At 65.3% G+C, this 22,426-nt stretch carries 20 protein-coding genes; 4 read left to right on the top strand and 16 right to left on the bottom strand.

Annotated features, from left to right (window positions below):
* Positions 1–5: 5 nt before the first annotated feature.
* From IPL75_10520 to IPL75_10500, 5 genes are all read right to left on the bottom strand, one after another.
* Positions 6–551 carry an LptE family protein gene (locus IPL75_10520; GenBank protein ID MBK9240675.1) on the bottom strand — a complete coding sequence of 182 codons (546 nt, stop codon included), beginning with the start codon at positions 549–551 and terminating at the stop codon, positions 6–8.
* A gap of 23 nt (positions 552–574) precedes the next feature.
* On the bottom strand, positions 575–3,112 hold the full coding sequence (locus IPL75_10515; GenBank protein MBK9240674.1) for a leucine--tRNA ligase: 2,538 nt from the start codon (positions 3,110–3,112) through the stop codon (positions 575–577).
* 144 nt (positions 3,113–3,256) lie between these two features.
* A complete protein-coding gene (locus IPL75_10510; GenBank protein MBK9240673.1) occupies positions 3,257–4,171 on the bottom strand; it encodes a histone deacetylase in 915 nt (304 codons plus the stop codon).
* Positions 4,172–4,840 (bottom strand): lysophospholipid acyltransferase family protein, encoded by a 669-nt coding sequence (locus IPL75_10505; protein MBK9240672.1) that lies wholly within the window; start codon positions 4,838–4,840, stop codon positions 4,172–4,174. It lies immediately after the preceding gene.
* Complete coding sequence (locus IPL75_10500; GenBank protein MBK9240671.1) at positions 4,840–6,711, bottom strand: 4Fe-4S dicluster domain-containing protein; 1,872 nt, start codon at positions 6,709–6,711, stop codon at positions 4,840–4,842. Before IPL75_10500 ends, IPL75_10505 begins: the two co-directional genes overlap by 1 nt.
* Before the next feature lie 236 nt (positions 6,712–6,947).
* Between IPL75_10500 and IPL75_10495 the strand changes: the two genes are divergently transcribed.
* Genes IPL75_10495 through IPL75_10485 form a run of 3 tightly spaced genes read left to right on the top strand, consistent with a single transcriptional unit; the run spans position 6,948 to position 10,206 of the window.
* Positions 6,948–7,142: a hypothetical protein gene (locus IPL75_10495; GenBank protein ID MBK9240670.1), complete on the top strand. Its 195-nt coding sequence runs from the start codon at positions 6,948–6,950 to the stop codon at positions 7,140–7,142.
* A gap of 47 nt (positions 7,143–7,189) precedes the next feature.
* Positions 7,190–8,812, top strand: a complete 1,623-nt coding sequence (locus tag IPL75_10490) for a Re/Si-specific NAD(P)(+) transhydrogenase subunit alpha (protein MBK9240669.1) — start codon at positions 7,190–7,192, stop codon at positions 8,810–8,812.
* Positions 8,809–10,206, top strand: coding sequence for an NAD(P)(+) transhydrogenase (Re/Si-specific) subunit beta (locus IPL75_10485; protein MBK9240668.1), 1,398 nt, complete (start codon positions 8,809–8,811; stop codon positions 10,204–10,206). The genes IPL75_10490 and IPL75_10485 overlap by 4 nt, the downstream gene beginning before the upstream one ends.
* Before the next feature lie 142 nt (positions 10,207–10,348).
* Here IPL75_10485 and IPL75_10480 read toward each other — a convergent pair whose 3' ends face one another.
* Positions 10,349–13,105 carry an ABC transporter permease gene (locus IPL75_10480; protein MBK9240667.1) on the bottom strand — a complete coding sequence of 919 codons (2,757 nt, stop codon included), beginning with the start codon at positions 13,103–13,105 and terminating at the stop codon, positions 10,349–10,351.
* 9 nt (positions 13,106–13,114) lie between these two features.
* The gene (locus IPL75_10475; protein MBK9240666.1) at positions 13,115–13,477 is read right to left on the bottom strand and encodes a helix-turn-helix transcriptional regulator; all 363 of its coding nucleotides are present in this window, start codon (positions 13,475–13,477) and stop codon (positions 13,115–13,117) included.
* Positions 13,478–13,691: 214 nt separating this feature from the next.
* Between IPL75_10475 and IPL75_10470 the strand changes: the two genes are divergently transcribed.
* Positions 13,692–15,326 (top strand): ankyrin repeat domain-containing protein, encoded by a 1,635-nt coding sequence (locus IPL75_10470; protein MBK9240665.1) that lies wholly within the window; start codon positions 13,692–13,694, stop codon positions 15,324–15,326.
* Here the strand turns inward: IPL75_10470 and IPL75_10465 are convergent.
* The 9 genes from IPL75_10465 to IPL75_10425 all read right to left on the bottom strand — a co-directional run bounded on the left by IPL75_10465 (position 15,316) and on the right by IPL75_10425 (position 22,421).
* Entirely contained in the window at positions 15,316–16,278 is a 963-nt protein-coding gene (locus IPL75_10465; GenBank protein MBK9240664.1) for an electron transfer flavoprotein subunit alpha/FixB family protein, read from the bottom strand. The genes IPL75_10470 and IPL75_10465 overlap by 11 nt on opposite strands.
* A gap of 38 nt (positions 16,279–16,316) precedes the next feature.
* On the bottom strand, positions 16,317–17,078 hold the full coding sequence (locus IPL75_10460; GenBank protein ID MBK9240663.1) for an electron transfer flavoprotein subunit beta/FixA family protein: 762 nt from the start codon (positions 17,076–17,078) through the stop codon (positions 16,317–16,319).
* Between the two features lie 5 nt (positions 17,079–17,083).
* Entirely contained in the window at positions 17,084–18,328 is a 1,245-nt protein-coding gene (fabF, locus tag IPL75_10455; GenBank protein ID MBK9240662.1) for a beta-ketoacyl-ACP synthase II, read from the bottom strand.
* A 68-nt stretch (positions 18,329–18,396) separates the two neighbouring features.
* A complete protein-coding gene (locus IPL75_10450; GenBank protein ID MBK9240661.1) occupies positions 18,397–18,636 on the bottom strand; it encodes an acyl carrier protein in 240 nt (79 codons plus the stop codon).
* Positions 18,637–18,678: 42 nt separating this feature from the next.
* A complete protein-coding gene (gene fabG / locus IPL75_10445; protein ID MBK9240660.1) occupies positions 18,679–19,419 on the bottom strand; it encodes a 3-oxoacyl-[acyl-carrier-protein] reductase in 741 nt (246 codons plus the stop codon).
* 48 nt (positions 19,420–19,467) lie between these two features.
* On the bottom strand, positions 19,468–20,442 hold the full coding sequence (gene plsX, locus IPL75_10440; GenBank protein ID MBK9240659.1) for a phosphate acyltransferase PlsX: 975 nt from the start codon (positions 20,440–20,442) through the stop codon (positions 19,468–19,470).
* A 55-nt stretch (positions 20,443–20,497) separates the two neighbouring features.
* Entirely contained in the window at positions 20,498–20,680 is a 183-nt protein-coding gene (gene rpmF / locus IPL75_10435; protein MBK9240658.1) for a 50S ribosomal protein L32, read from the bottom strand.
* A 12-nt stretch (positions 20,681–20,692) separates the two neighbouring features.
* Positions 20,693–21,295 carry a DUF177 domain-containing protein gene (locus IPL75_10430; protein MBK9240657.1) on the bottom strand — a complete coding sequence of 201 codons (603 nt, stop codon included), beginning with the start codon at positions 21,293–21,295 and terminating at the stop codon, positions 20,693–20,695.
* An 88-nt stretch (positions 21,296–21,383) separates the two neighbouring features.
* The gene (locus IPL75_10425; GenBank protein ID MBK9240656.1) at positions 21,384–22,421 is read right to left on the bottom strand and encodes a deoxyguanosinetriphosphate triphosphohydrolase; all 1,038 of its coding nucleotides are present in this window, start codon (positions 22,419–22,421) and stop codon (positions 21,384–21,386) included.
* Positions 22,422–22,426 lie beyond the last annotated feature (5 nt).

Raw genomic sequence — 22,426 nt, 5'->3', positions numbered from 1 at the left:
GTGTCCTAAAACGCCTCGAGGATGGAGGTCACGACGGAACGAGCGAAGTTCTGGGCCATGCGCTCCATGGCATTGGCGTTCTGTCCGAAAAACGCCGTCGCATCCCCGGCCGTGCTGCCGGCACTGGCGGTCTCATATTCTTCCGTGTAACGCATCGACGGGTTGGACCAGAGGACCTTATTGTCGCGAACATCCCGAAACTGGAATGACGCGGTGACCGTGAGTCGAACCCGGGACGCCTGGCTGTCGGCCGTGAACGACGAGCCGTCCGTTCGCACACTGGTGATGGTGCCAATGAGGATCGCATCCACGTTGTTGGTATCCGGCTGCACGCGGTACTTGCCGCGTCCGCCAAACTCCGTGCGAACGCGATCGGTCAGGACGCGATCGATCTCAAACACCGATGAATTGTTGATGAACGCCGGTACGCCCACCACCTGGATGTAGTCGGGCAGGAACGACCCCCGGCCCGAGAGTGCGTATCCGCATCCGGAGGCGGCGACACAGGCCACGGCCATCATCCCGGCCAGCACCCGTCTCATCGTGGTCATCTTCACCCTCACAGTCTGTCCTGTCATTTGACCACGATACTCACCGGCCGGCCCGGGGTGTGGACAATTTTCACGATGGTTTTGCCCTGGAGGTAGGGCATCACACCCGGCGATGCCAGGGCCACCTCAATATTGGCTTCAACGGTGGAATCCACCGGCACCAGGATGCGTCCCCGCACCTTGCCATTGACCTGGACGGGCAATTCAATCGATTCCTCGCGCGCGGCATCCTCGTCGCACGATGGCCACCCGGCCGCCACCACACCGTCCGTATGGCCCAGGTGCTCCCAGAGTTCCTCGCACATGTGCGGGGTGAAGGGCGACAACATGAGGACCAGAGCCTCGGTCGCCTCGCGCAACACCGCTGCGGTCTCTGGCCTCTCCACGACGGCCGGCGGTTCATCATCCACGCCCAGCGGACGCGCACCGCGCAGCTCACAGAAGGCGTACAGCTCGTTCACCAGTTCCATCAACGCGGCGACCGCCGTGTTCAGATGCACACGGGGGTTGATGTCCTGCGTGACGCGCCGGATGGTGCTGTGCGTCTTCCGCCGCATCGCCCGTTCCGCATCGTCAAACACCAGACCCGAAGTGGCTGGCGCCTGCTGTGCAGCTGCGGAGGTATGCACCACGACGCGCCACACGCGATTGAGGAAACGGAACGCGCCTTCAAGGCCGGTATCGGTCCATTCCACTTCCTTCTCGGGAGGGGCGACGAACATCACGTACAAGCGCAGTGCGTCGGCGCCAAACGACGCGATCATGTCGTCGGGATCCACGACGTTGCCCTTGGACTTGGACATGACGGCGCCATCTTTCAGCACCATGCCCTGCGTCAGCAGGCGCGTGAACGGTTCATCGATGGTGACCAGCCCGATGTCACGGAACACGCGGCTGAAGAACCGCGAATAGATCAGGTGGAGGATGGCGTGTTCCACGCCTCCGCTGTAGAAATCGACCGGGCCCCAATACGCCACCTTGGCCGGATCGAACGGCAACTGATCGTTATGCGGATCGCAGAAGCGATAGAAGTACCACGACGAGTCCACGAACGTGTCCATCGTGTCCGTCTCGCGTCTGGCTGCGCCGCCGCATTTGGGGCAGGCCACGTTCACGAACTCGGGCACGTGCGCGAGTGGCGAGCTGCCGCGGCCGGTAAACTCCGTGACCTTGGGCAACACCACTGGGAGGTCTGCGTCTGGCACCGCAACCATTCCACACGACGGGCAGTGAATGATCGGGATCGGCGTGCCCCAGTAACGCTGCCGTGAAATGCCCCAGTCCTTCAGCCGATACTGCACGGTGCCTTCGCCGATGCCGCGCGCCTTCGCTTCGGCGGTCATCTTCCGATTCGCCTCGGGCCACGCCAGGCCGTTCCACTGCCCCGACTCCACGAGCACGCCGTCGCCGTCGTAGGCGGCAGTCATCGTGTCCGCGTCAAGCGACTCGCCTTCAGGCTGGACGACGATGCGCACGGGGAGGTTGTACTTGCGGGCGAACTCGAAGTCGCGCTGGTCGTGGCCGGGCACACCCATGACCGCACCCGTGCCGTATTCGCCGAGCACGAAGTTGGCCACCCACACGGGCACGGGCTGGCCTGTGAAGGGATTCACCGCCGTGCGTCCGGTATCGAAGCCTTCTTTCTCGACTTCGCCGCTCATACGCGCAGTTTTATCCTGACCGCGGAACTTCGCGACCTGCGCACGGAAGGCCGCTGGGTCTGCCGACTGGGCGGCGAACTGTTCGACCAGCGGATGCTCTGGCGCGAGCAGCACGAACATCGCGCCGAAGATGGTGTCGATGCGGGTCGTGAAGACTTCGATCGGAGTCCCGGGGTCCTGGGGTCCTGGGGTCGGGGCGAAACTGACGCGGGCGCCTTCGGAGCGCCCGATCCAGTTCTGCTGCATCGTCAGCACCTTCTCGGGCCACTGCGTCAGACCTTCGGCGGCCTTCAGGAGTTCATCGGCGTAGGCGGTGATGCGCAGGCACCACTGTTCCAACTCCCGCTGGGTTACGGGCGTGCCGCAACGCCAGCAGCCGCCATCAACGACCTGTTCGTTGGCGAGCACGGTCTGGCAGCTTTCGCACCAGTTCACGTTCGAGCGCCGGCGATAGGCAAGCCCACGTTCGAACATGCGTGTGAACAGCCACTGATTCCAGCGGTAGTAGTCGGGCATGCAGGTGGCCAACTCGCGCTCCCACGAGTAGCTGATGCCCAGACGCTGCAACTGCCCTTTCATGTGGGCGATGTTGTCGAGCGTCCACTGTTCCGGGTGCAGGTTGTTCTTGATGGCGGCGTTTTCCGCCGGCAGGCCAAACGCGTCCCACCCGAAGGGATGCAGCACGTTGAACCCGCGCATCCGCATGGACCGGGCCATGATGTCGCCGATCATGTAGTTGCGGACGTGGCCGACATGCGCGTGCCCGGACGGATACGCGAACATCTCCAGGCAATAAAACTTCGGCCTGGTCGGGTCTTCGGTGACCTCAAACGCCCGGGTGTCAGCCCAGTGCTTCTGCCACTTCTTCTCGATGTCTTGCGGATGGTAACTCACACCGATATTTTAAGGGGGACGGGTGTCGATCTGTGGAAAACTCGCGCATCGGAAAAGACGTCGGGTGTCTTTTTCGCTTCACCGGCAACGAAAAAGATACCCGACGTCTTTTCCGGTTCCGGAATTTTCCACAGATCGACACCCGTCCCCTTACTTCAATTCGTCGATCGTGACTTCGACCCCCGCGCGGAGGGAGTCGAGGTGGTAGCCGCCTTCGGTGATGGCCATGATCCGGCCACCGCAGGTGCGGCGGCCGACGTTGGCAAGTATCCGGACGAGTGAGCGGAAACCCTCGGTGGTCATCCGGAGGCCGCCGAGCGGGTCGAACTGGTGCGCATCGTAACCGGCCGAGATCAACAGCACCTGAGGCGAGAAGGCCTGCAGCGACGGCAGGAGGTGCTGCTCATAGCCCCTCAGCACGTCCGCATCCGTCGCACCAGCGCGCAGAGGCAGGTTCAGCGTGGTGCCCTCTCCTGCACCCGTGCCCCGTTCGGTCGCGGCTCCGCTGCCGGGCCAGTAGGGGTATTGATGACTGGACGCGAAGAACACATTCGGGTCGTCGTAGAAGGCGGCCTGGGTGCCGTTTCCGTGGTGGACATCAAAGTCCACGATCGCGACGCGTTCGACCCCGTCGGCCCGGAGGGCCGCAGCCGCAATCGCGATATTGCTGTAGAGACAAAAGCCCATCGCCTTGTCCGGTTCGGCGTGGTGCCCCGGAGGGCGCACCAGGGCCATCGCGGCCTCGCCAGTCGCCCAGGCGTGGCGCGCCGCGTCTATGGCCGCGCCGGCAGCCAGACGCGCGACGTCCCACGACTCCGGACTGGTAAACGTGTCGGCATCAAGCGTGGCCGCGCGTCCGGCCAACGACTCGATCGTGTCGAGGTACGCGGCTGTGTGGATTCGTGCGAGTTCCTCGCGCGTGGCCATCCGCGACGGCCCGATCGCCCCGCCACCGGCGCGAAACGACTCAGCAACCGCCTCGAATACCTGCCCGCGCTCGATTCGTTCGGGGTGGCCGGGGGGCGGTGAATGTTCGGAAAATCGGGGAGAAGAAAACAGCAGCATTTACGCCTTTAGCGACTGTTCGAGCGCGCGGAGGCGCAACTCCAGGTCCACCCGCGCGGCCTCAACCACTTCGTCATCGGTGCCGTCCACATACATCGGCTCGCCTATCGCCACGCTGAGCGTGGCGCCGGGCTTGGGAATCTGGTGGCGGTCCCAGCTTCGCGCGGTCCACGCGTGGTCGGCCTCGATGTGGAACGGCAGGATGGGATGACCGGTGGCGCCGGCCAGCCACAGGGCCCCTGGCTGTGCGACCCGCGCAGGGCCACGAGGGCCATCCACGGTGAAGGCAACGGGCCGGCCGGCCGCAAGATCGCGCCGCAGTTGCACCAGCGCCCGCGCGCCACCGCGCGACGATGAGCCGCGGGCGGTGCCGTAGCCGAACTTCGCGATGATGCGCGCGATCCACTCGCCATCGAAGTTTTCGCTCGTGATCACCACGATGCCGCGGTCGCGAAAGAACAGTGTAGCGGCCAGCACCCGGCCGTGCCAGAACGCATGGATCGGGGCAACCCCCTCATCGTCCAGGCGGTCCAGATGTTGCTGCCCGAGCACCCGCCACGTGTAGGTGCCGCCCAACCCCTCGATGACCGGCCACCCGACGGACGCGATCGCGCGCACCTGGGCGCGTTTGAGTCGCGACTGCCGCCACGACGACTCGGTGGCAGCCATCAATGTGTCTCGGCCTGCGGCTGTCCCGCCTCAGCCGGCGCGCACCGCGGCTTGACTGCCTTCATCTTGCCGTCCACCCAGGTCATCAGGTCCACCATCTGCACGGGCGCGTTTGTGCTCGCCTGCGCGCCCTTGAGCATGATTGAACAGAACGGGCACGCCATCACCACGGTGCCGGCGCCGGTGTTCTGCAGTTGTTCAAACCGCTCCTGACTGATGCGTTTGCCTGACTCGTGCTCTTCGAACAACAAGCCACCGCCTGCGCCGCAGCAAAAGGGATTGTCGCCGTGCCGCGCCGGCTCGGTGATGGACGCGCCAAATCGTTCCAGCAAGGCCCGCGGCTCCGCGTGGACGTCGGCGTATCGTCCGAGATAACACGGGTCGTGATACGTCACGTTTTCTCGCTCGCGCCACTGGAGCATCACGTCGCGCGTCAGTTCTTCGACGAGCGAGGCCGAGTGGACGGTTTCCACCTCGTACCCCATCATCTTGTAGTCGTGCCCAATCGTCTTCACGCAATGTGGGCAGGACGTGACGATCTTCTTCACGCCTGATGCCCGCAGGTCGGCGATGTTCTGCGTCGCCAGTTCCTGATACATGTACTCGTTGCCGGTGCGCTTTGCGACATCACCCGTGCAGCGTTCCTTGGACAACACGCCGAACGTCTTTCCCTTCGCCCGCAGCAGGTCGAACAACGAGCGCATGGACTTCTGGTAGTCGGCTTCGAACGCGCCCGCGCACCCGAGCCAGATCAGGTATTCGTGTTTGGTGGGGTCGAAGGTCTCGAGCGTGGCCGCCTGCACGAACTTCGCGCGCTGGTCGTACATGAGGCCCCAGATGTTCTGCCGACGTTCAAGATTGGTGAACAGCGGCGTCAGGAACTCGGGCGCTTCGCCATTGGAGACGAGGCCTCGCCGGGCTCCGATAATCGTCGGCAGGTGTTCGACACCCACCGGGCAGGCCTGCTCGCAGGCGCCGCAGGTGGTGCACTGCCACAACACGTCCTGATCGTAGACATCGACCAGTTTCTTGTCGCGCTCCCCCGCCAGCAACGCATCTTCGTTCTGCAGGATCAGCGTCTTCGGATTCAGCCGTTTCCCCGTACCGAACGCGGGGCAATTGTCCTGGCATCGTCCGCACTCTACGCAGGTGAAGGCGTCGAGCACGGCTTTGGAAGGCAGGTCTTTCACCGTCTCCAGGCCCACTTCCTCTTTCTCGAAATCCAGATTCGGCACCGTGCCTAGAATCGGTGACTTCAGGAACACCGTCGCCGGAGACAGGATCAGATGCAGGTGCTTCGAATTGGGCACGAGCACCATGAACGCCAGAATGATGAGCATGTGCACCCACCAATTCACGCGTCCGACCGGGCCTTGCTCGAAGAAGAAGCTCACGAAGTACGTGATCATCAGCAGGGCGATAAACGACGCGATGAGCAGCGACTCCTTCGAGACCGTCGCACCCAAACCGGCGGGCCGCACAAACGCGCGGCGAATGCCGAGACCGACAATGCCGATGAGCACGCCGGACGCGAACGGCATCAGGGCCCATTTGTAGATCGTGAACAGGGTGGTATGGGTGAGGTCCACCACACCCAGGCCGCGTAACATCTCCACCGTGGTGAAGCCGCCGAACGCGACAAAGCCCCAGAACACTGCGAGGTGCGCAATACCGACGGCCTTGCGCGCCGAAATCACCTTCGACTGAAATACGACCTCGGCGATGAAGCGGTCCAGGCGCGTGCCGAGGTGGTCAAAGGTGAAGTTGTTCGGCGCCGCCTGGATCAACCGCCACCGCGTCGCCATCTGGGCCGCAAACCCGGCGACAAACCCGACAAACACCAGACGGAACGCCCAGACCTCCCAGTTCATACGCCCACCATATTACTGTGAGGCGCTTCCCTCCATGGGCGCCCCAATTGAGGGTTGAGGATGGAGGATTGAGGATCGGGATGGAGTGATTGCTGATTGTGGATTGCAGATCGACTGTCACGCTGTCTCGCGGGTCCAACGCCTCGCCGATCCGATTCGCGGATGTCTCCTTGACCTCTGGCCGCCCCTGCCTGATCATTGGCCGTCACGCGGACACCCCCAGCGCAGGAGGTCACATGAGCGACAAGAAGGCACAGCCGGACCCGAAGCCGGGGAGCCCGGAACCACTCAGCGACGACGCCCTCGAGCAGGTTGCCGGCGGCCTTGGAGACACCGGCACACACGAGGTGGGCCACGTGGTCAGGAGGCGACCAAAGATGTCGGCCCAAGCTGGAATGGAAGCCGGAACGCTCAAGGAGACGCTGGACTGAACCGCGCAATCGCCAGGCGTCGAGTCGAGCCGGAGTACAATGACTGAATGATCGTCGGCATCGTGAAGGAGACAGCCCACGGGGAACGACGGGTTGCCGCCACACCGGATTCAGTCACCAAACTCACACAACTAGGCTTCAGCGTCACGGTCGAGTCAGGCGCCGGGTTCGCCGCTGGATTTGACGATGCGGCATATGCGGCGGCGGGGGCCACGATTGGCGACACCGTCGCTGCGTGGAGCGCGCCGGTCGTCGTCAAGGTGCGGCCGCCACTTGATGAGGAAGCCGCGCGCCTCGGCCGCGGCCAGACGCTCGTCAGTTACCTGTATCCCGCACAAAACACCGACCTGGTCCGCCGCCTTGGCGACCGCAGCATCAGCGCCGTCGCGATGGACCAGGTGCCGCGCACCACGCGCGCGCAGAAAGTGGACGCGCTCTCGTCCACCGGCAACCTCTCCGGCTATCGCGCGGTCATCGAGGCCGTCGCCGCGCTGCAGCGTCCTCTTGGCGGCCAGACGACGGCGGCCGGCAAGATCCTGCCCTGCAAGGTCCTCATCATCGGCGCCGGCGTCGCCGGGCTCGCGGCCATCGGCACCGCACGGTCGCTCGGAGCGATCGTCCGCGCCTTCGACACGCGGCCTGTCGTCAAAGAACAAGTGGCGTCCATGGGCGCCGAGTTCCTGCAAGTGGAACTCGACGAAGACGGCAGCGGCCAGGGCGGCTACGCCAAGGAAATGAGCCCGGCATTCATCGCCGCCGAGATGGCCCTCTTCGCGGCGCAGGCCAAAGAGGTGGACGTCATCATCACGACGGCGCTGATTCCCGGAAAGCGCGCGCCCATCCTCATCACCGCCGACATGGTCCACTCGATGAAGCGCGGGTCTGTGGTGGTGGACCTTGCGGCCGAGATGCAGGGCAACTGCGAACTGACGCAACCCGGCCAGGCTGTAGACGTGAACGGCGTGACGGTCATCGGCTACACCGACCTGCCGTCGCGCATGTCGCAGCAAGCCTCAACGCTCTACGCCACGAACATCGTGCACCTGCTCGAAGAGATGGGCGGCGCGGCCGCATTCACCATCGACGAACAGAACGACATCGTGCGGCCGATGACGGTGCTGAAGGACGGGGCGATGATGTGGCCACCTCCGCCTTCGCTCCCGAAGCCTGCGGCTTCAGCTTCGGCGGACAAGTCCGCTCCTCCCGCTCCTGCTTCGGCCTCTGGTTCGGCCGCGGTAGCCACGAAGGCAACCAAGGCGACGGCCACGAAGAAGCCTTCTAGCCATGGCAAGAGCGGCGGCCATGGCGCTCCCGCCGATGAGTCCTCGTCGTCTGGCGGCTGGTGGCCGTTACTGGCTGCGGGACTCGTGCTCTTTGGCGTTGGCCTGGGCGCGCCACAGTCGTTCCTGACCCACCTCACTGTGTTCGTGCTGGCCTGTTTCATCGGCTACCAGGTCGTCTGGAGCGTGACGCCGGCGTTGCACACGCCGCTCATGAGCGTCACCAACGCCATCAGCGGCATCATCGTTGTGGGCGGCATGCTGCAGATTGGCGGCGGGCTCACGTCTGCGGCGAGCGTGCTCGGCGTCGCCGCCATCTTCCTGGCCACACTCAATATTTCCGGTGGCTTCCTGGTCACCCACCGCATGCTCAAGATGTTCCGCCGATGACAACGTCGCTATTGGTCACGGCGTATATCGCCGCCGCAGTTCTGTTCATCCTGAGCCTGAAGGGGCTCGCCCATCCAAGCACCGCACGCCGCGGCAATCAGTTCGGCGCCATCGGCATGTTGATCGCCATGGTCGCCGTCGCGCTGCATGCCGGCGTCATCACGTCCCCCACGCTGCTGGGGGCGCTCACGCTCGCCGCCATCATCGGCGCGCTGGTGGCCTCACGCGTGGCGATGACGTCCATGCCGCAGTTGGTGGCCATCCTGCACAGCTTCGTCGGCGCCGCCGCTGTGCTGGTGGGCATCAGCAACCACCTGGCGCCTGCCGTTGAACTGACGGGGGTCGAACGGACCATTCACGACGTCGAGACCTACCTCGGCGTCTTCATCGGTTCACTCACGTTTACAGGATCGATCGTGGCCTGGGGCAAACTGCAGGGCGTCATCCGCAGCAAGCCGTTGATGCTGCCCGGTCGCCATTTGTTGAACATCGGCATGATCGTCGCCTGCGTCTGGCTCGGCGCGATGTACCTGCGTGGCGGGCATGAAGCGCTGCCCCACCTCCTGATCATGACGGCGATCGCCGGCGTCATCGGCATTCACCTGGTGATGGCTATCGGCGGCGCCGACATGCCTGTGGTGGTGTCGATGCTCAACAGCTACTCGGGCTGGGCGGCGTCAGCGGCAGGCTTCATGCTCTCGAACGACCTGCTCATCATCACGGGCGCGCTCGTCGGCTCTTCGGGCGCGATTCTGAGCTACATCATGTGCAAGGCGATGAACCGCTCGTTCCTCTCGGTCATCCTCGGGGGCTTCGGCGCGGAGGAAGGTGCGGCACCTGCGGGTGGCGCGGTCGTCGAGGGCGAGCTGGTTGCCACCACTGCCGCCGAGGTGGTGGATCTTTTGAAAGCAGCCGACTCGGTGATCATCGTGCCGGGCTACGGCATGGCCGTGGCCCAGGCGCAACATCCGGTGCGCGAGATTGTGGATGTGCTTCGAGCCGCAGGCAAGACCGTGCGATTCGCAATCCATCCGGTCGCGGGCCGCCTCCCCGGCCACATGAACGTGCTGCTGGCCGAAGCCAACCTCCCCTACGACATCGTCCTCGAGATGGACGAGATCAATGACGACTTCCCCACCACGGACGTCGTGCTCGTCATCGGCGCGAACGACATCGTGAATCCCAGCGCGCTCGACGACCCTTCCAGCCCCATTGCCGGCATGCCCGTGCTTCACGCCTGGGAAGCGGCGGCCTGCATCGTCTTCAAACGTGGCAAGGGCGCGGGGTATGCGGGCGTCGAGAACCCGCTCTTCTTCAAGCCGAAGACAAAGATGCTCTACGGCGACGCGAAGAAGAGCGTCGACGCGATACTCGGAGCGCTGCGCGCTCCATAGGGTCCGTGGGTCCGCAGGTCCGATAGGTGCGTGGGTTCGCGGTGGGCGCTGCGCGCCATCTTGTCTCCACATGAAGCCCCGCGCCAAACGGCGCGGCTCCGCGAACCTTGGGACCTGCCGGACCTGCGGACCCCGGACTGTTCTATTCCACCCTCAGCGCCTTGAGCGGATCGATCCGGCTCGCGCGCCAGGCGGGGATCAGCGCGCCGGCGCAGGCGGTGAGCAGCACCAGCACCGTGGCGCTTAGCCAGATGCGTGGATCAGCCGTGGTCAGTTCGAAGAGGTAACTCTCCACGAACCGCACCGCCCAGGCGGCGACGAGGCCGCCCACCAGGAGTCCGACGGCAACGGCGCCCAGTTGTTCGCGCACCATGAGTGTCGTCAATGCTCCCGGCGTGGCGCCAAGGGCACAACGAATGCCCACCTCTTTCGTCCGTCGCGCCGCCGCCATGGCGATCAGCCCGAAGATGCCAACGCCCACCACAACGAGGGCAGCGGCGGCGAAGCCGCCGAAGAGCCACGACTGAAAGCGGCGGATGGACACTGAATCCCTGAACACCGAATCCAGCGTGTCGGCGCGAGACACGCCGGCAAGCGGATCACGCTCCTCGATGGCGCGCAGGGCATCTGCGGTCACACTCCCGGTGTTGCCGTCCGTGCGCAGGAAATACGTCAGCCATGGCGCGCGCCCAACAGCGGCGTAGGGCCCGTAGACGACTGGCGTCTCGATATCCCACGCAAGCCAGCGCACATCCTTGACGACTCCCACCACGGTGAATGCCACTTTCGACTGCTGGTCTGTCAGCGTGGCGCCGAGCGCCGACTTGCCTGGCCAATAGGCCTGCGCGGCCCGCTGGCTGACAACGACGAGCGGTGCGGACGCTCGAAGTTCGTCATTGCTCGGAAGCCGGCCTTCGATCACCTCGGGCGCGAGCGTGTCGTAGAAGCCCTCGGTGACCGGCCAGGTATCGATGTTCGCCGGATGCTTCGTCCCGGCTGGCGGCAGGAACCACGTCATGTTTCCCCCGCCCGCCAGTACCTGGGCCGCTGTGGACGCCACCGAGGACACACCCCGCACACTCGCCAGGCGAGTCCGAAGCGCCCTCTCGCGTTCTGCCCGCTCCGGCGACAGGTCCATGCCGCCGTTTCCAGGCCCTTGGAGCATCACCTTCAGCACCACGATGCCGCGGGTGCGAATCGGCAACTCGTGCGCGTATACGGTCAGCAGCGAGCCCACGAGCGATGCCCCGCCCACAGTCAGCACAAACGCCACGCCGACCTGCAGCGCCACGACGAGACGACGGCCGGGCGTGCGGACACGTTCGCTCGCGCCTCTGGTCTGGCTGCCGGCGGCCGAGAGCGATCGCCGTGTCAACGAACGACGGATCGGAGCCACGGCGACCAGCGCCGACAACAGCGCCAGCGTCATGGCCACGAAGCCCGCCACGCGCCAGTCGAGCCGCGCCGGCTTGAGCAGCACCACGTCGCTCGGCAGCAGTCGCAGGAACAGGTCAAGCAACAGCGGTGACGCCAGCACACCCGCCACACCGCCCAGGGTGAGCAGCGTGGCCGCCTCCACCGTCCACAGCCTGGCAATGGCCCACGGCCCGGCCCCAAGCGAGCGCCGCACTCCAATTTCATGTTGGCGTTCCAGGGCTCGCGCGGTCATCAGGCTCGACACGTTGACGGCGGCGATGGCCAGCAACAGCAGCACGGCGGCGAACACCGCCATGAACAACGGCCGCGATCGACGGCCCAGCGACTCGGCCAAAGTGGAAATGGACACCGCGTCGAACGGCCCCTGGCGACGCCAGCCTGCGTCGGACCAGCCATCGGGCTTCGGTCCACGTGCGGGAAACTGCCGAGCGGTGGCAGACAAGGCCGGGGCCAGGCGCTCCCTCAGCACTTCGGGGGTCAGCCCCTCGGGCAGCCGCACCACCACCTCGCTGATGAAACGCACCCCCGGGTCGTTTCTGGCCGCGGCCGGACTCACCAGCGGGGACAGGAAATGGACCTCTGCCCTGGCTGTGGGAAACACGAAGCCTTTCGGCATGACACCCACGATCCGTACGCCGTAACCACCTGCGCGATCGGTGATGATCTCGCGGCCCACAATGTCGGGTGCGCTCTCATACCGCGACGTCCACACGTCGTAGCTCGCAAGCACCGGCCGCAGGCGAGGCTCGTCAACAAAGTCCTGTGCCGAGAATCCTCCGAAGAGTGGGGCCACGCCGAACACGTCGAAGAAGTTCGGCTGGATGAGTGCCACGCCGGCGGTGGAGTCGTTCACGCCGGCGCCCAGTCCCATCCACGGCTGCGCACGGAACCCCGTCATTGGCACCTCCGGCACGGCCGACTGCCAGTTCAGCAAATCGATATGACTCGCGCCGAAGGTTGGCACCGCGCCACCCGGAACCGCGGCGGCCTGGCCGATGTTCGTGAACCCGGGCTCGATCCTGAACAGGCGATCGGACTGCTGGAACGCCAACGGCTGGAACAGCACGCCATCGACAATCGCAAACGCGGTGGTCGCGAGCGCCATCGTGACGGCGATGACACCGACCACTGCGACGGCGTACCAAGACGATGCCCTGACCGAACGCAGGGTGAATCGAAAATCACTGCCCATCCCGGCTCCTCCTCGTCTGTGCACATTCCGCGCATAGCCACCGCGCCGACTCACGTCCAGGCGCGCGCCGATCGCCGCCAGCACCGATTGCACGATGAGCACACATGCCCAACGGAGCTGTGCGATGCCCCCGTCCGGGCGCTCCTCCATCCACACCTGTTCGAACAGGCGCACCTGCTCATCCGCATACCTCCACCGGTGCGACTCCGGCATGAGGCGCGTGGTCCACGCATACAGGGCGATCAATCGACGAGAAGGCGCCGCAGCCATGACGACGTCTTAAACCGACCGCACACGCCTGCCGGCCTTAGCGCGCGCCAGCGCCACCAGGTCAGCCATTCGATTCGTCTCTGCTTCGAGCAACCGCTTGCCCATCGGCGTGAGCCGGTAGTACCGCCGCCGCTCATCGTCATCGTCCGCCTTCGGACGGCTTGGGGACTCCACGACCAGCCCGTCGTCGGACAGCCGTGCAATCAGCCGGTAGAGGGACCCGGGGTCGAGCTTGATAGCGCCGTTGGAGCGCTCGATGACGTCGGCGCGAATGCGGTAGCCATGGGCGTCGCCATCGGCGAGCGCCAGCAGGATGTGGAACACGGCGGGTGCCAGCGGCAGCGCGGCGGTGGACTGGCGGGTGGGCGGCATGCGCTGACTATATGCATTATGCCTAGAGGCGTCAAGGCACCGCAGGACGACAAATTGACAGCGAGGCAGACGCACGATTACCGTTACCGTGCGCGCTTCAAGGCGCCGGCGGGTTCGCGCGAAGGGCCAAGCCCACTTTCAACGAATTGGACCAACGGCACATACACCGCCGTGCTACCCGTTTGCGAACCACGGGCCCAAGCATGGAGGCCGTATGTCCGCGCAACTGCCCGATCGTCCGAATCTCGATCATCTGAAGAAACTCGCCAAGTCGCTGCTTCACGCCGCGCGTGAGGGTGACCTGTCTGCACTTGAGCGGTTCGCCGCGCTCCCGGCCTTCGCGGGTCGGCCGCTGCAGAACGGCACGTCCCTCGCGCTTCACGACGCGCAATCGGTCATCGCCCGTGAACACGGCTTTGCGTCGTGGAACGCCCTGCGCGATGAGGTTGAGACGCGAACGATGTCGTTCCGCGACGCCGTCGATGAGTTCGTCCGGTGCGCCACGGGCGGCGCCTCCGGGCGAGCGCTCCGTCTTCTCGACCGGCACCCCGGCATCAAGTCGGCCTCGTTGCACACCGCACTGGTACTGGGTGACGTGGCCGGCGTCGAGCGGCGCCTCGCCGAACAGCCCGCACTGGCCACCGAGGCCGCCGGACCGCAGCAATGGGAACCGCTGCTCTACGTGTGCCACACGTGCCTCCATCGCGACGCCATTGCGCAGGTGGATGACCTCGTCTCGATCGCGCGCCGCCTGTGCACGCTTGGCGCCAACCCGAATGCGGAATACCACTGGAACTGGCATCCGGAACTGCCGCGAACGGCACTGTGGGCGGCCGTCTGCGCAGTGGGGCACCTTCCGCTGGCAGAGGTCCTGCTTGAAGCAGGCGCCGTCCCCACCGACGGCGTCACGGTGCACATTGCCGGTGGCGGCGGCAACATTCCGGCGCTTGAGCTGTTGCACCGATTCGGCGCCAACCTGAACGGCATTCCGGCAGGCGTGCCTCCCCTCGTCTACATGATGCAGTGGGCCACGAACCCTGACGGACCGCGGTGGCTGCTCGAACACGGCGCGGATCCCAACCTCACGTGGGGCGCCGACGGAGAGGCGCCCCTGCACGTGGCGGCGCGTCGATGGGACACGACGATGGTCGAGCACCTCCTGCAACACGGGGCCGATCCCCTTCAGCGGCGCGCCGACGGTCTGACACCCCACACGCTGGCGGAACTCTCGGGCAAACCCGACGTTGGATCGGTCCTGCTGGCCCGCGGCGCCACAGACGAGTTGTCCACGCTCGAACGATTCGTCGCTTGTTGCGTACGCGGCGACCGGGCCGGCGCCGACGCCCTGCTGCAAATCGACTCGACCCTAGCTGAGCAACTGCGCCCAGCGCACCACCGATTACTGGACAATGCGGCCGAACGGGGGGACGCGCTGGTGCTTGAGACGATGCTGGCGCGTGGATTCGACGTGGAGTCAGCGGACAAGGACCAGGTGACTCCGTTGCACCGCGCGGCGATGGCCGGGCGCGTTGATGCCGTGCGGGTTCTTCTGGAACATGGCGCACCGGTAAATGCGCTGGACGGCATGTTCGCCGCTTCGCCGCTCGTCTGGGCTGTGGAAGGCCGGGGTCACGCGCAGCCAGGTGCGGATCATGTCGGCGTCGCGCGCCTGCTGATCGCGGCGGGGCAGACCTGGTCTGGACACCACCGCCTGGCGCCCCAGATCCCGAACGCACTCACGATGGGCTCATCGAGATTCAGCGCGCAGCTTCACAGTCCTGACCCAGGACGCTGGACCTTGGGACTCTGGACTCTGGACTCTGGACTCTGGACAGATTTTAGGACTTGAGCGCGGCGATCATCGCCGGCACGACTTCGAAGAGATCGCCGACGATGCCGTAGTCGGCGATTTCGAAGATGGGCGCCTCGGCGTCTTTGTTGATCGCAACGATGGTGCGGGAGCCCTTCATGCCAACCACATGCTGGATGGCACCGGAGATGCCGAGGGCGAGGTACAGTTTCGGCGCCACAGTCTGGCCGGAACTGCCGACCTGTCGTTCCATGGGCAGCCAACCGGCGTCGCAGATCGGACGCGAGGCCGACAGCTCCGCGCCCAGAGCTTCGGCAAGTTGTTTCGCCAGTTCGATGTGTTCGGGTCCCTTGATGCCGCGGCCGACAGAAACGATGCGCGCGGCCTGCGTGAGGTCCACGGCCTGCTTCGCTTCCCGAAATGGGGCTTCAGGCTTCTGACGAATGGCCGACGCGTCCACCGTGGCAGCGACCTGCCGCACAGGCGCAGGCGCGCTGCCCTTCGCCACGGCGTCTACGCGGAACGCGCCGATCTGGAATGTGACGACGTGGGGCGCGTCACCCACGAGCTGCACGTCTGCACTGACCTTGCCCTGGAACATCAGGCGCACGTAGGTGTGGCCTCCGTCGGTGGCGGGCTTCAGGCCCACACAGTCGGCCGCCAGCGGCGCGTTCAGGCGCGCGGCCAGCTTGGGCGCAAAATCGCGCGTCTGGTAGGTGTGCGGCAACACCACGTGCGAGGGCGCTTCAGCCGTAATGAGCGCCGCCAGCGCTGCCACGAAACCATCCGGGGTGTACGTGCCCAACGCGTCGTGTTCGAGTGCGATGACTCCGGCGACATCAGCGGCCGACAGTTCCGCGGCCGCTGCACTCACGGAGGCACCCGGCAGCACGATCGTGACGGGCCCACCCAGTTGCTGCGCGGCCACCACGGCTTCCCATGATGCGCGGTTGAGGGCGCCGTCTTTTTGTTCCGCGATCACGAAAATCATGTTTCCCTCACGGCGGGGCTGAAGCCCCGCCCTACGAATCAGAACACTCGGGCGTCGTCGCGCAGCACGCGCACGAGTTCGGCCGCGGCTTCGGCCGGCGTGCCGTCGATCATGCGAGTCGCTTTGGTCTTTTCCGGGACGTAGATGGACACGATGCGCTGGCGGGCAGGCGCCGCCGTCGGCGCGGGCATGGTCTTGAGCTCTTTCTTCTTCGCCGCCATGATGCCCTTGAGCGTGGCGTACCGCAGCTGGTTGATGCCGCTCTGAATCGTCAATACCGCGGGCAGCGGCATCTCCATCCACTGGAACCAGCCGCCTTCAAGCTCGCGCTTCACGCGCAAGGTCGTGCCGGTGACCTGCACTTCCATGATGATCGTGGAGTGCGACATCCCCAGACGCTCGGCCATGATGACGCCGACCTGCGCGAAGCCCTGGTCGTCGGACTGCAGTCCGGTCAAGATCAGATCACACTGTTCAGTCTTGGCTGCCTCAGCCAGAGCTTCGGCAGCGGTGAAGGCGTCGGCGGTTGCCAGGTGGTCACCTTCGACGTGAATGGCGCGGTCGGCGCCGCGGGCCAGCGCCTCGCGGATGACCTGCGTCACGCGGGCGGGGCCGGCCGAAATGACGACCACTTCCCCGCCGTGTTTTTCCTTGAGGCGCAGGGCCTCCTCGAGCGCGTACGCGTCGGGTTCGTTGAGTTCCCACGCGGCGTCCTGGTCACGCACCCAGGTCTTTTGATCGTTGATGCGAACCTGCCACTCACGCGAGACGACTTGCTTGATACAAACGGCAATCTTCATGTGGGTCAGTCGCCTTCGTACCGCTTGAGCAGGAGCGTGCCGTTGGTGCCGCCGAACCCGAACGAATTCGACAACGCGTAATTGATGGTCATGGGCCGGGCCTTGAACGGGATGTAGTCAAGGTCACAGGCCGGGTCGGGCGAATCGAGGTTTGCGGTCGGCGGCGCGATTTGGTGCCTGATCGCCAAGGCTGTGATGCCAGCTTCCAGGCCACCGGCCGCGCCAAGCAGGTGCCCGGTCATGGACTTCGTGGACGAGATCGCCAACTTCTTCGCGTGCTCACCAAACGTGCGCTTCACGGCGAGTGTCTCGGTGGGATCGTTGATCGGTGTCGAGGTGCCGTGGGCGTTGATGTAGTCCACCTGCTCGGGGCGGATCCCGGCCTTGCGGATGGCCATCTTCATCGACCGCACGGCGCCATCGGCATCTGGCGGCTGGCCCGTCAGGTGAAACGCATCCGACGACAGGCCGTACCCGGCCAGCTCGCAATAGATGTTCGCGCCACGGCGTTTGGCGGTCTCGAGTTCCTCGAGGATGAGGATGCCGGCGCCTTCGCCGATGATGAAGCCGTCGCGGTCCTTGTCGAAGGGCCGGCACGCCTTGTCCGGCTCGTCGTTGCGGGTGGAGAGGGCGCGCATCGAGGCAAACCCGGCCACGCTCAGCGGCGTGATGGCGGCCTCGGAGCCACCGGCGATCATGATGTCGGCATCACCCCGCCGGATGATCTCGAACGACTCACCAATCGAGTGAGCGGACGCCGTGCACGCCGTACACGTGGCGAGGTTCGGTCCCTTCGCCCCGAATCGGATCGAGACGTGCCCGGCGGCCAGGTTGATGATGGACGCCGGGATGAAAAACGGCGAGACCCGGCGCGGGCCGCCGTTGACCAGTTCGAGATGCTCGGATTGAATCGTGCTGAATCCGCCGATGCCCGACGCAATGAACACGCCGGTCTGGTCGGCAATCTCCGGCGTGACCTGCAACTTCGCATCGTCCATCGCAAACTGGGAGGCCGCGATGGCGAACTGGATGAAGACGTCGATCTTCTTGACCTCTTTCTTCTCGACGAAGTTCAGCGGGTCGAACCCTTTGACTTCGCCGCCAATGCGCACGGAATATCCTGTGGCGTCAAAGCGGGTGATCGGACCAATCCCGCCCCGGCCGGCGCACATCGCCTCCCAGTTCGCATCGTTCCCGATTCCCACGGATGAAATCAGGCCGACACCGGTGATGACTACTCGTCTCGTCACGTTTCCTCCCAAAGGCACTGACACACAGCGCAGCCGAAGGGCTGCGCCAGGGTGAGACGTGCCGATGGCTACTTTTTCTTCGTGTGCGTTTCGATGTAGCTCACGGCGTCCTTGACGCGCGTGATCTTCTCGGCATCCTCGTCGGGGATTTCGATGCTGAACTCTTCTTCGAAGGCCATGACCAGCTCGACGGTGTCGAGGGAATCCGCCCCGAGGTCGTCCACAAACGACGCATCGGACGTCACTTCGTCCTCATCCACGCCCAACTGTTCCACAATGATCTTCTTTACCTGATCTGCAACGGCCATTCATCCTCCTCGTGTCGCGACGCACCTGCGCCCGACGCCATCTTACATGCGCATCCCGCCGTTGACGGCGAGTACGTGTCCCGTAATATACGCTGCCTCGTCCGATGCCAGAAAACGGACGGCAGCCGCAACATCCTCGGGCGTCCCCAGGCGCTGCAGGGGAATCTTCTTCGCCCACTCGTCATGCGCGCCCTCGGAAATCGCCTTCGTCATGTCGGTCTCGATCATGCCCGGCGCCACCGCGTTCACGGTGATGCCGCGCGACGCCACTTCCTGGGCCAGCGCCTTCGTAAACCCAATCAGCCCGGCCTTGGACGCCGCATAATTTGCCTGCCCGGCGTTGCCGGCTTCACCCACCACCGACGTAATGCTGATGATGCGGCCGTGGCGGGCCTTGACCATCGACTTGAGCACCGCCTGCACGCAGGTGAACGCGCCTGTCAGGTTCGCCCCAATCACGGCGTCCCAGTCTTCGCGCTTCATCCGGAGCAACAACTGGTCGCGGGTGACACCGGCATTGTTGACCAGCACATCGATCCGGCCGTGCCGCGCGAGCACGTCCTTCGTGACCAGTTCCACGCTGGCGGGGTCGGTCACGTCGAGGGAAGCCAGTTCTGCGGTACCGCCAGCGGCCACGATGGCGTCCACGGTGGACTGCGCATTGGTGCCGCGCGCGGCCGCGATGACCGTGGCACCGCCCGACGCGAGCGACAGGGCGATCGCCTTTCCGATTCCGCGTGACGCCCCGGTCACCAGGGCCACACGGCCCGTCAACATCAACATGACAGCATCGCCTACTTCACCACACGTACGCGGGGTCGCGCAATGCGGTCATGGATTCACCAGCGCATCGCGCAACCGCTGCACCAACTGCCCCTCAACCAATCGCGCCGCGGTGGCAATGCCGTTGCGCACCGCGCGGGCGTCGGAACGCCCATGCCCGACCAGCGCGAGCCCCTTGAGCCCCAGCAGGGGCGCACCGCCATACTCCGCCGAATCCGCGCGATCCCGGACGCGCAGGAATGCGGCCTTCGCAAGCCGCCCGCCCAAACGCGCCGCCAGGGACTTGGCGAGTTCCTTCTTCAACAGCACTTCCATCGCGTCCACCAGGCCCTCACCCACCTTCAGGGCCACGTTGCCGGTGAAGCCGTCACACACAATGACGTCTGCCCGCCCGCTGAAAAAGTCGCGGGCCTCGAGATTGCCGACGAAGTTCAGACCCGAGGCGGCCAGCAACCCGTGCGCCTCGCGCACCAATTCGGTGCCTTTGCCGGCCTCTTCACCCACCGACAGCAACCCGACCCTGGGCCGCTCGATGCCGAGCGCAATCGTCGAATACGCCGCGCCCATCAGGCCAAACGACCGCAGGTGCACGGGCCGGCAATCAAGCGTCGCGCCGGTGTCGAGCAGCACCGCCGACCCGGCCAGCGTCGGCACGAGCACCGCAATGGCGGGCCGCTCGGCCCCGTCCAGCATCCCGAACGCGGCGTGCGCGGCCAGCACGGTCGCCCCTGTGTGCCCGAGGCTGTAGACGCCGTCTGCCTCCCCGCGCGAGACCATCTCGGCTGCCACCTTGACCGAGGCCCGGGGCATCCGCCTGAGCGCCTCACGCGGCGCTGCGTCCATCGCGATGAAGTCTGGGGTGTCGAAGATGGACAGGGAGTCCGGCAAGCGGCCCTGGGCCACACGAAGGGCCTCGGCCGACACCTGATCGGCGGGGCCAACCAGGATGACCGACACGCCGGTATCACGCGCCGCCGCGACGGCTCCGGCGATGACCTCGCGAGGGGCGAAATCGCCCCCCATGGCATCCACCGCGATTCTCGGACCAGTCACGCGACGGGCCTGGTGGCGCTCGCGACTAATCTTCCTTGACCGCGCGAACCTGACGGCCGTTGTAGAAGCCGCAGTTCTTGCACACCTGATGCGGCAGTTTCATTTCCTGGCACTGCGGACAGCGCCCGGACTGCACCTTGACCAGCGTGTCATGCGTGCGGCGCTTGGCGGTGCGTGATTTGGAATGGCGTCGTTTTGGATTCGGCACGGTCTCTACCCCTTAGGTCTTCTCGTTACGGCTTTTCCACTCGGCAAGCGCGGCCATGCGTGGATCTTCCCACTGTTGCTGGCACTGGCACGTCTCGCGATTCCGATTCGCGCCACACACCGCACACAACCCCTTGCACGACTCCTGGCACAAGGGCTTCATTGGCAGCGCGAGGTACAACTGTTCGCGAATCACTTCGCCCAGGTCAATCGCCTCGTCGCGATACTCCGCCAACCCCACCACATGCCCCTCGGCATCGTGTTCAACTTCTTCGTCTTCGTCGTCTGCCACGGCGCCGGCGGTCAACAACCCCGCTTTCGCGGCCGTCTCAGCCGTCACCTTCGCAAACTCCGCCGGAGGCACAAAACGCGTTTCGACGTCGGCGCTGACCGGAACCACAAACGGCTCCAGGCACCGACCGCACGTCACCTCCATGGCCGACGTCACCCGCGAATGCAGCACCACATGGGTGCCCTTCTCGCGCCGGACCGTCCCCGCAATTTCCGTGGGGCCGACCACCTTGAAATCGTCCGTCAGGTCGGCAAACGCCTCGGGCTCAACCCGGCGGTTGACGTCCACCACCACTGTCCGCAGCCGGCTGATATCGAGCAGCATGACTTCCCTCTACCGGCCCAGGCCGGTAGTGCAAACGAAGATTCTACCACGACCCCCGTGGTCGACGGGCCCGCCCCTGGGCGGCCTCTCAGACGCTCCAGGACCGGGGCACGAACAGGTCCTCGAAGAGCGCCACGGCGTAGCGATCGGTCATGCCGGCGAGAAAGTCGCGGGCGGCCGCGTCCAGCCCCTCTGACTCAATCGTCGCCTGGTCCAGAAACTGGTCGGGCTTCTGCCGCAGTTTGTCCCACAACCCGCCCAGGAGCCCGGCCGCCTTGTCGAACTCGGCGGTGGCCCGAGGATTTTCGTACACGGCCCGGAACAGGAACTCGCGCAGTTCCAGCGTGGCCTGCAGCACCAGATCGCTCATGCGGATCTCTGTGAGGGCGCCGCCAAGCGTCTCGGTCACGACGTCGGTCACCATGGAGTTGATGCGCTGCGACGAACTGCCGCCAAGCACCGCGACGGCTGATTGCGGCAGGTCGCGCGTGTCGAGCACGCCCGCACGCACGGCATCGTCAATATCGTGGTTCACGTAGGCGATGATGTCGGCCACGCGCGCAATCTGCCCTTCAATCGTGCTGGCACGATGTTCGGGTGGCGCGCCGACGGGCAGCCCGTGCTTGCCTTTTGAGTGACGCGCGATGCCGTCACGAACCTCCCACGACAGATTCAGTCCCTGCCGGTCGTTCTCGAGCACGTCAACGATCCGCAGGCTCTGCTCGTGATGGCTGAAGCCACCCGGCACGAGCTTGTCGATCACCCGTTCGCCGGCGTGGCCAAACGGTGGGTGCCCGAGATCGTGGCCGAGCGCAATGGCTTCGGTCAGTTCTTCATTCAGGCGCAGGACCTTCGCGATACTGCGCGCGATTTGCGAGACCTCCAGTGTGTGGGTCAGCCGCGTGCGGTAGTGGTCGCCCTCTGGTGCGAAGAAGACCTGGGTTTTGTGTTTCAGCCGCCGGAACGCCTTGGAGTGAATCACCCGGTCGCGGTCGCGCTGGAAGTTGGGCCGAATGGGATCGGGTGTTTCCTGGCGAAGCCGGCCTTTGCTGGCGCGGCTCCGCGCCGCCTGCGGCGCCAGCGTTTCATCTTCCAGAGCTTCCAGTTGTTCGCGAATGGTGGACATGGGAA

This window comes from Acidobacteriota bacterium (genome assembly GCA_016716905.1).
Taxonomy (GTDB): Bacteria; Acidobacteriota; Vicinamibacteria; order Vicinamibacterales; family SCN-69-37; genus SYFT01.
Note: the sequence above shows the minus strand (reverse complement) of the source record. Positions and strands in the feature narration are given on the sequence as shown.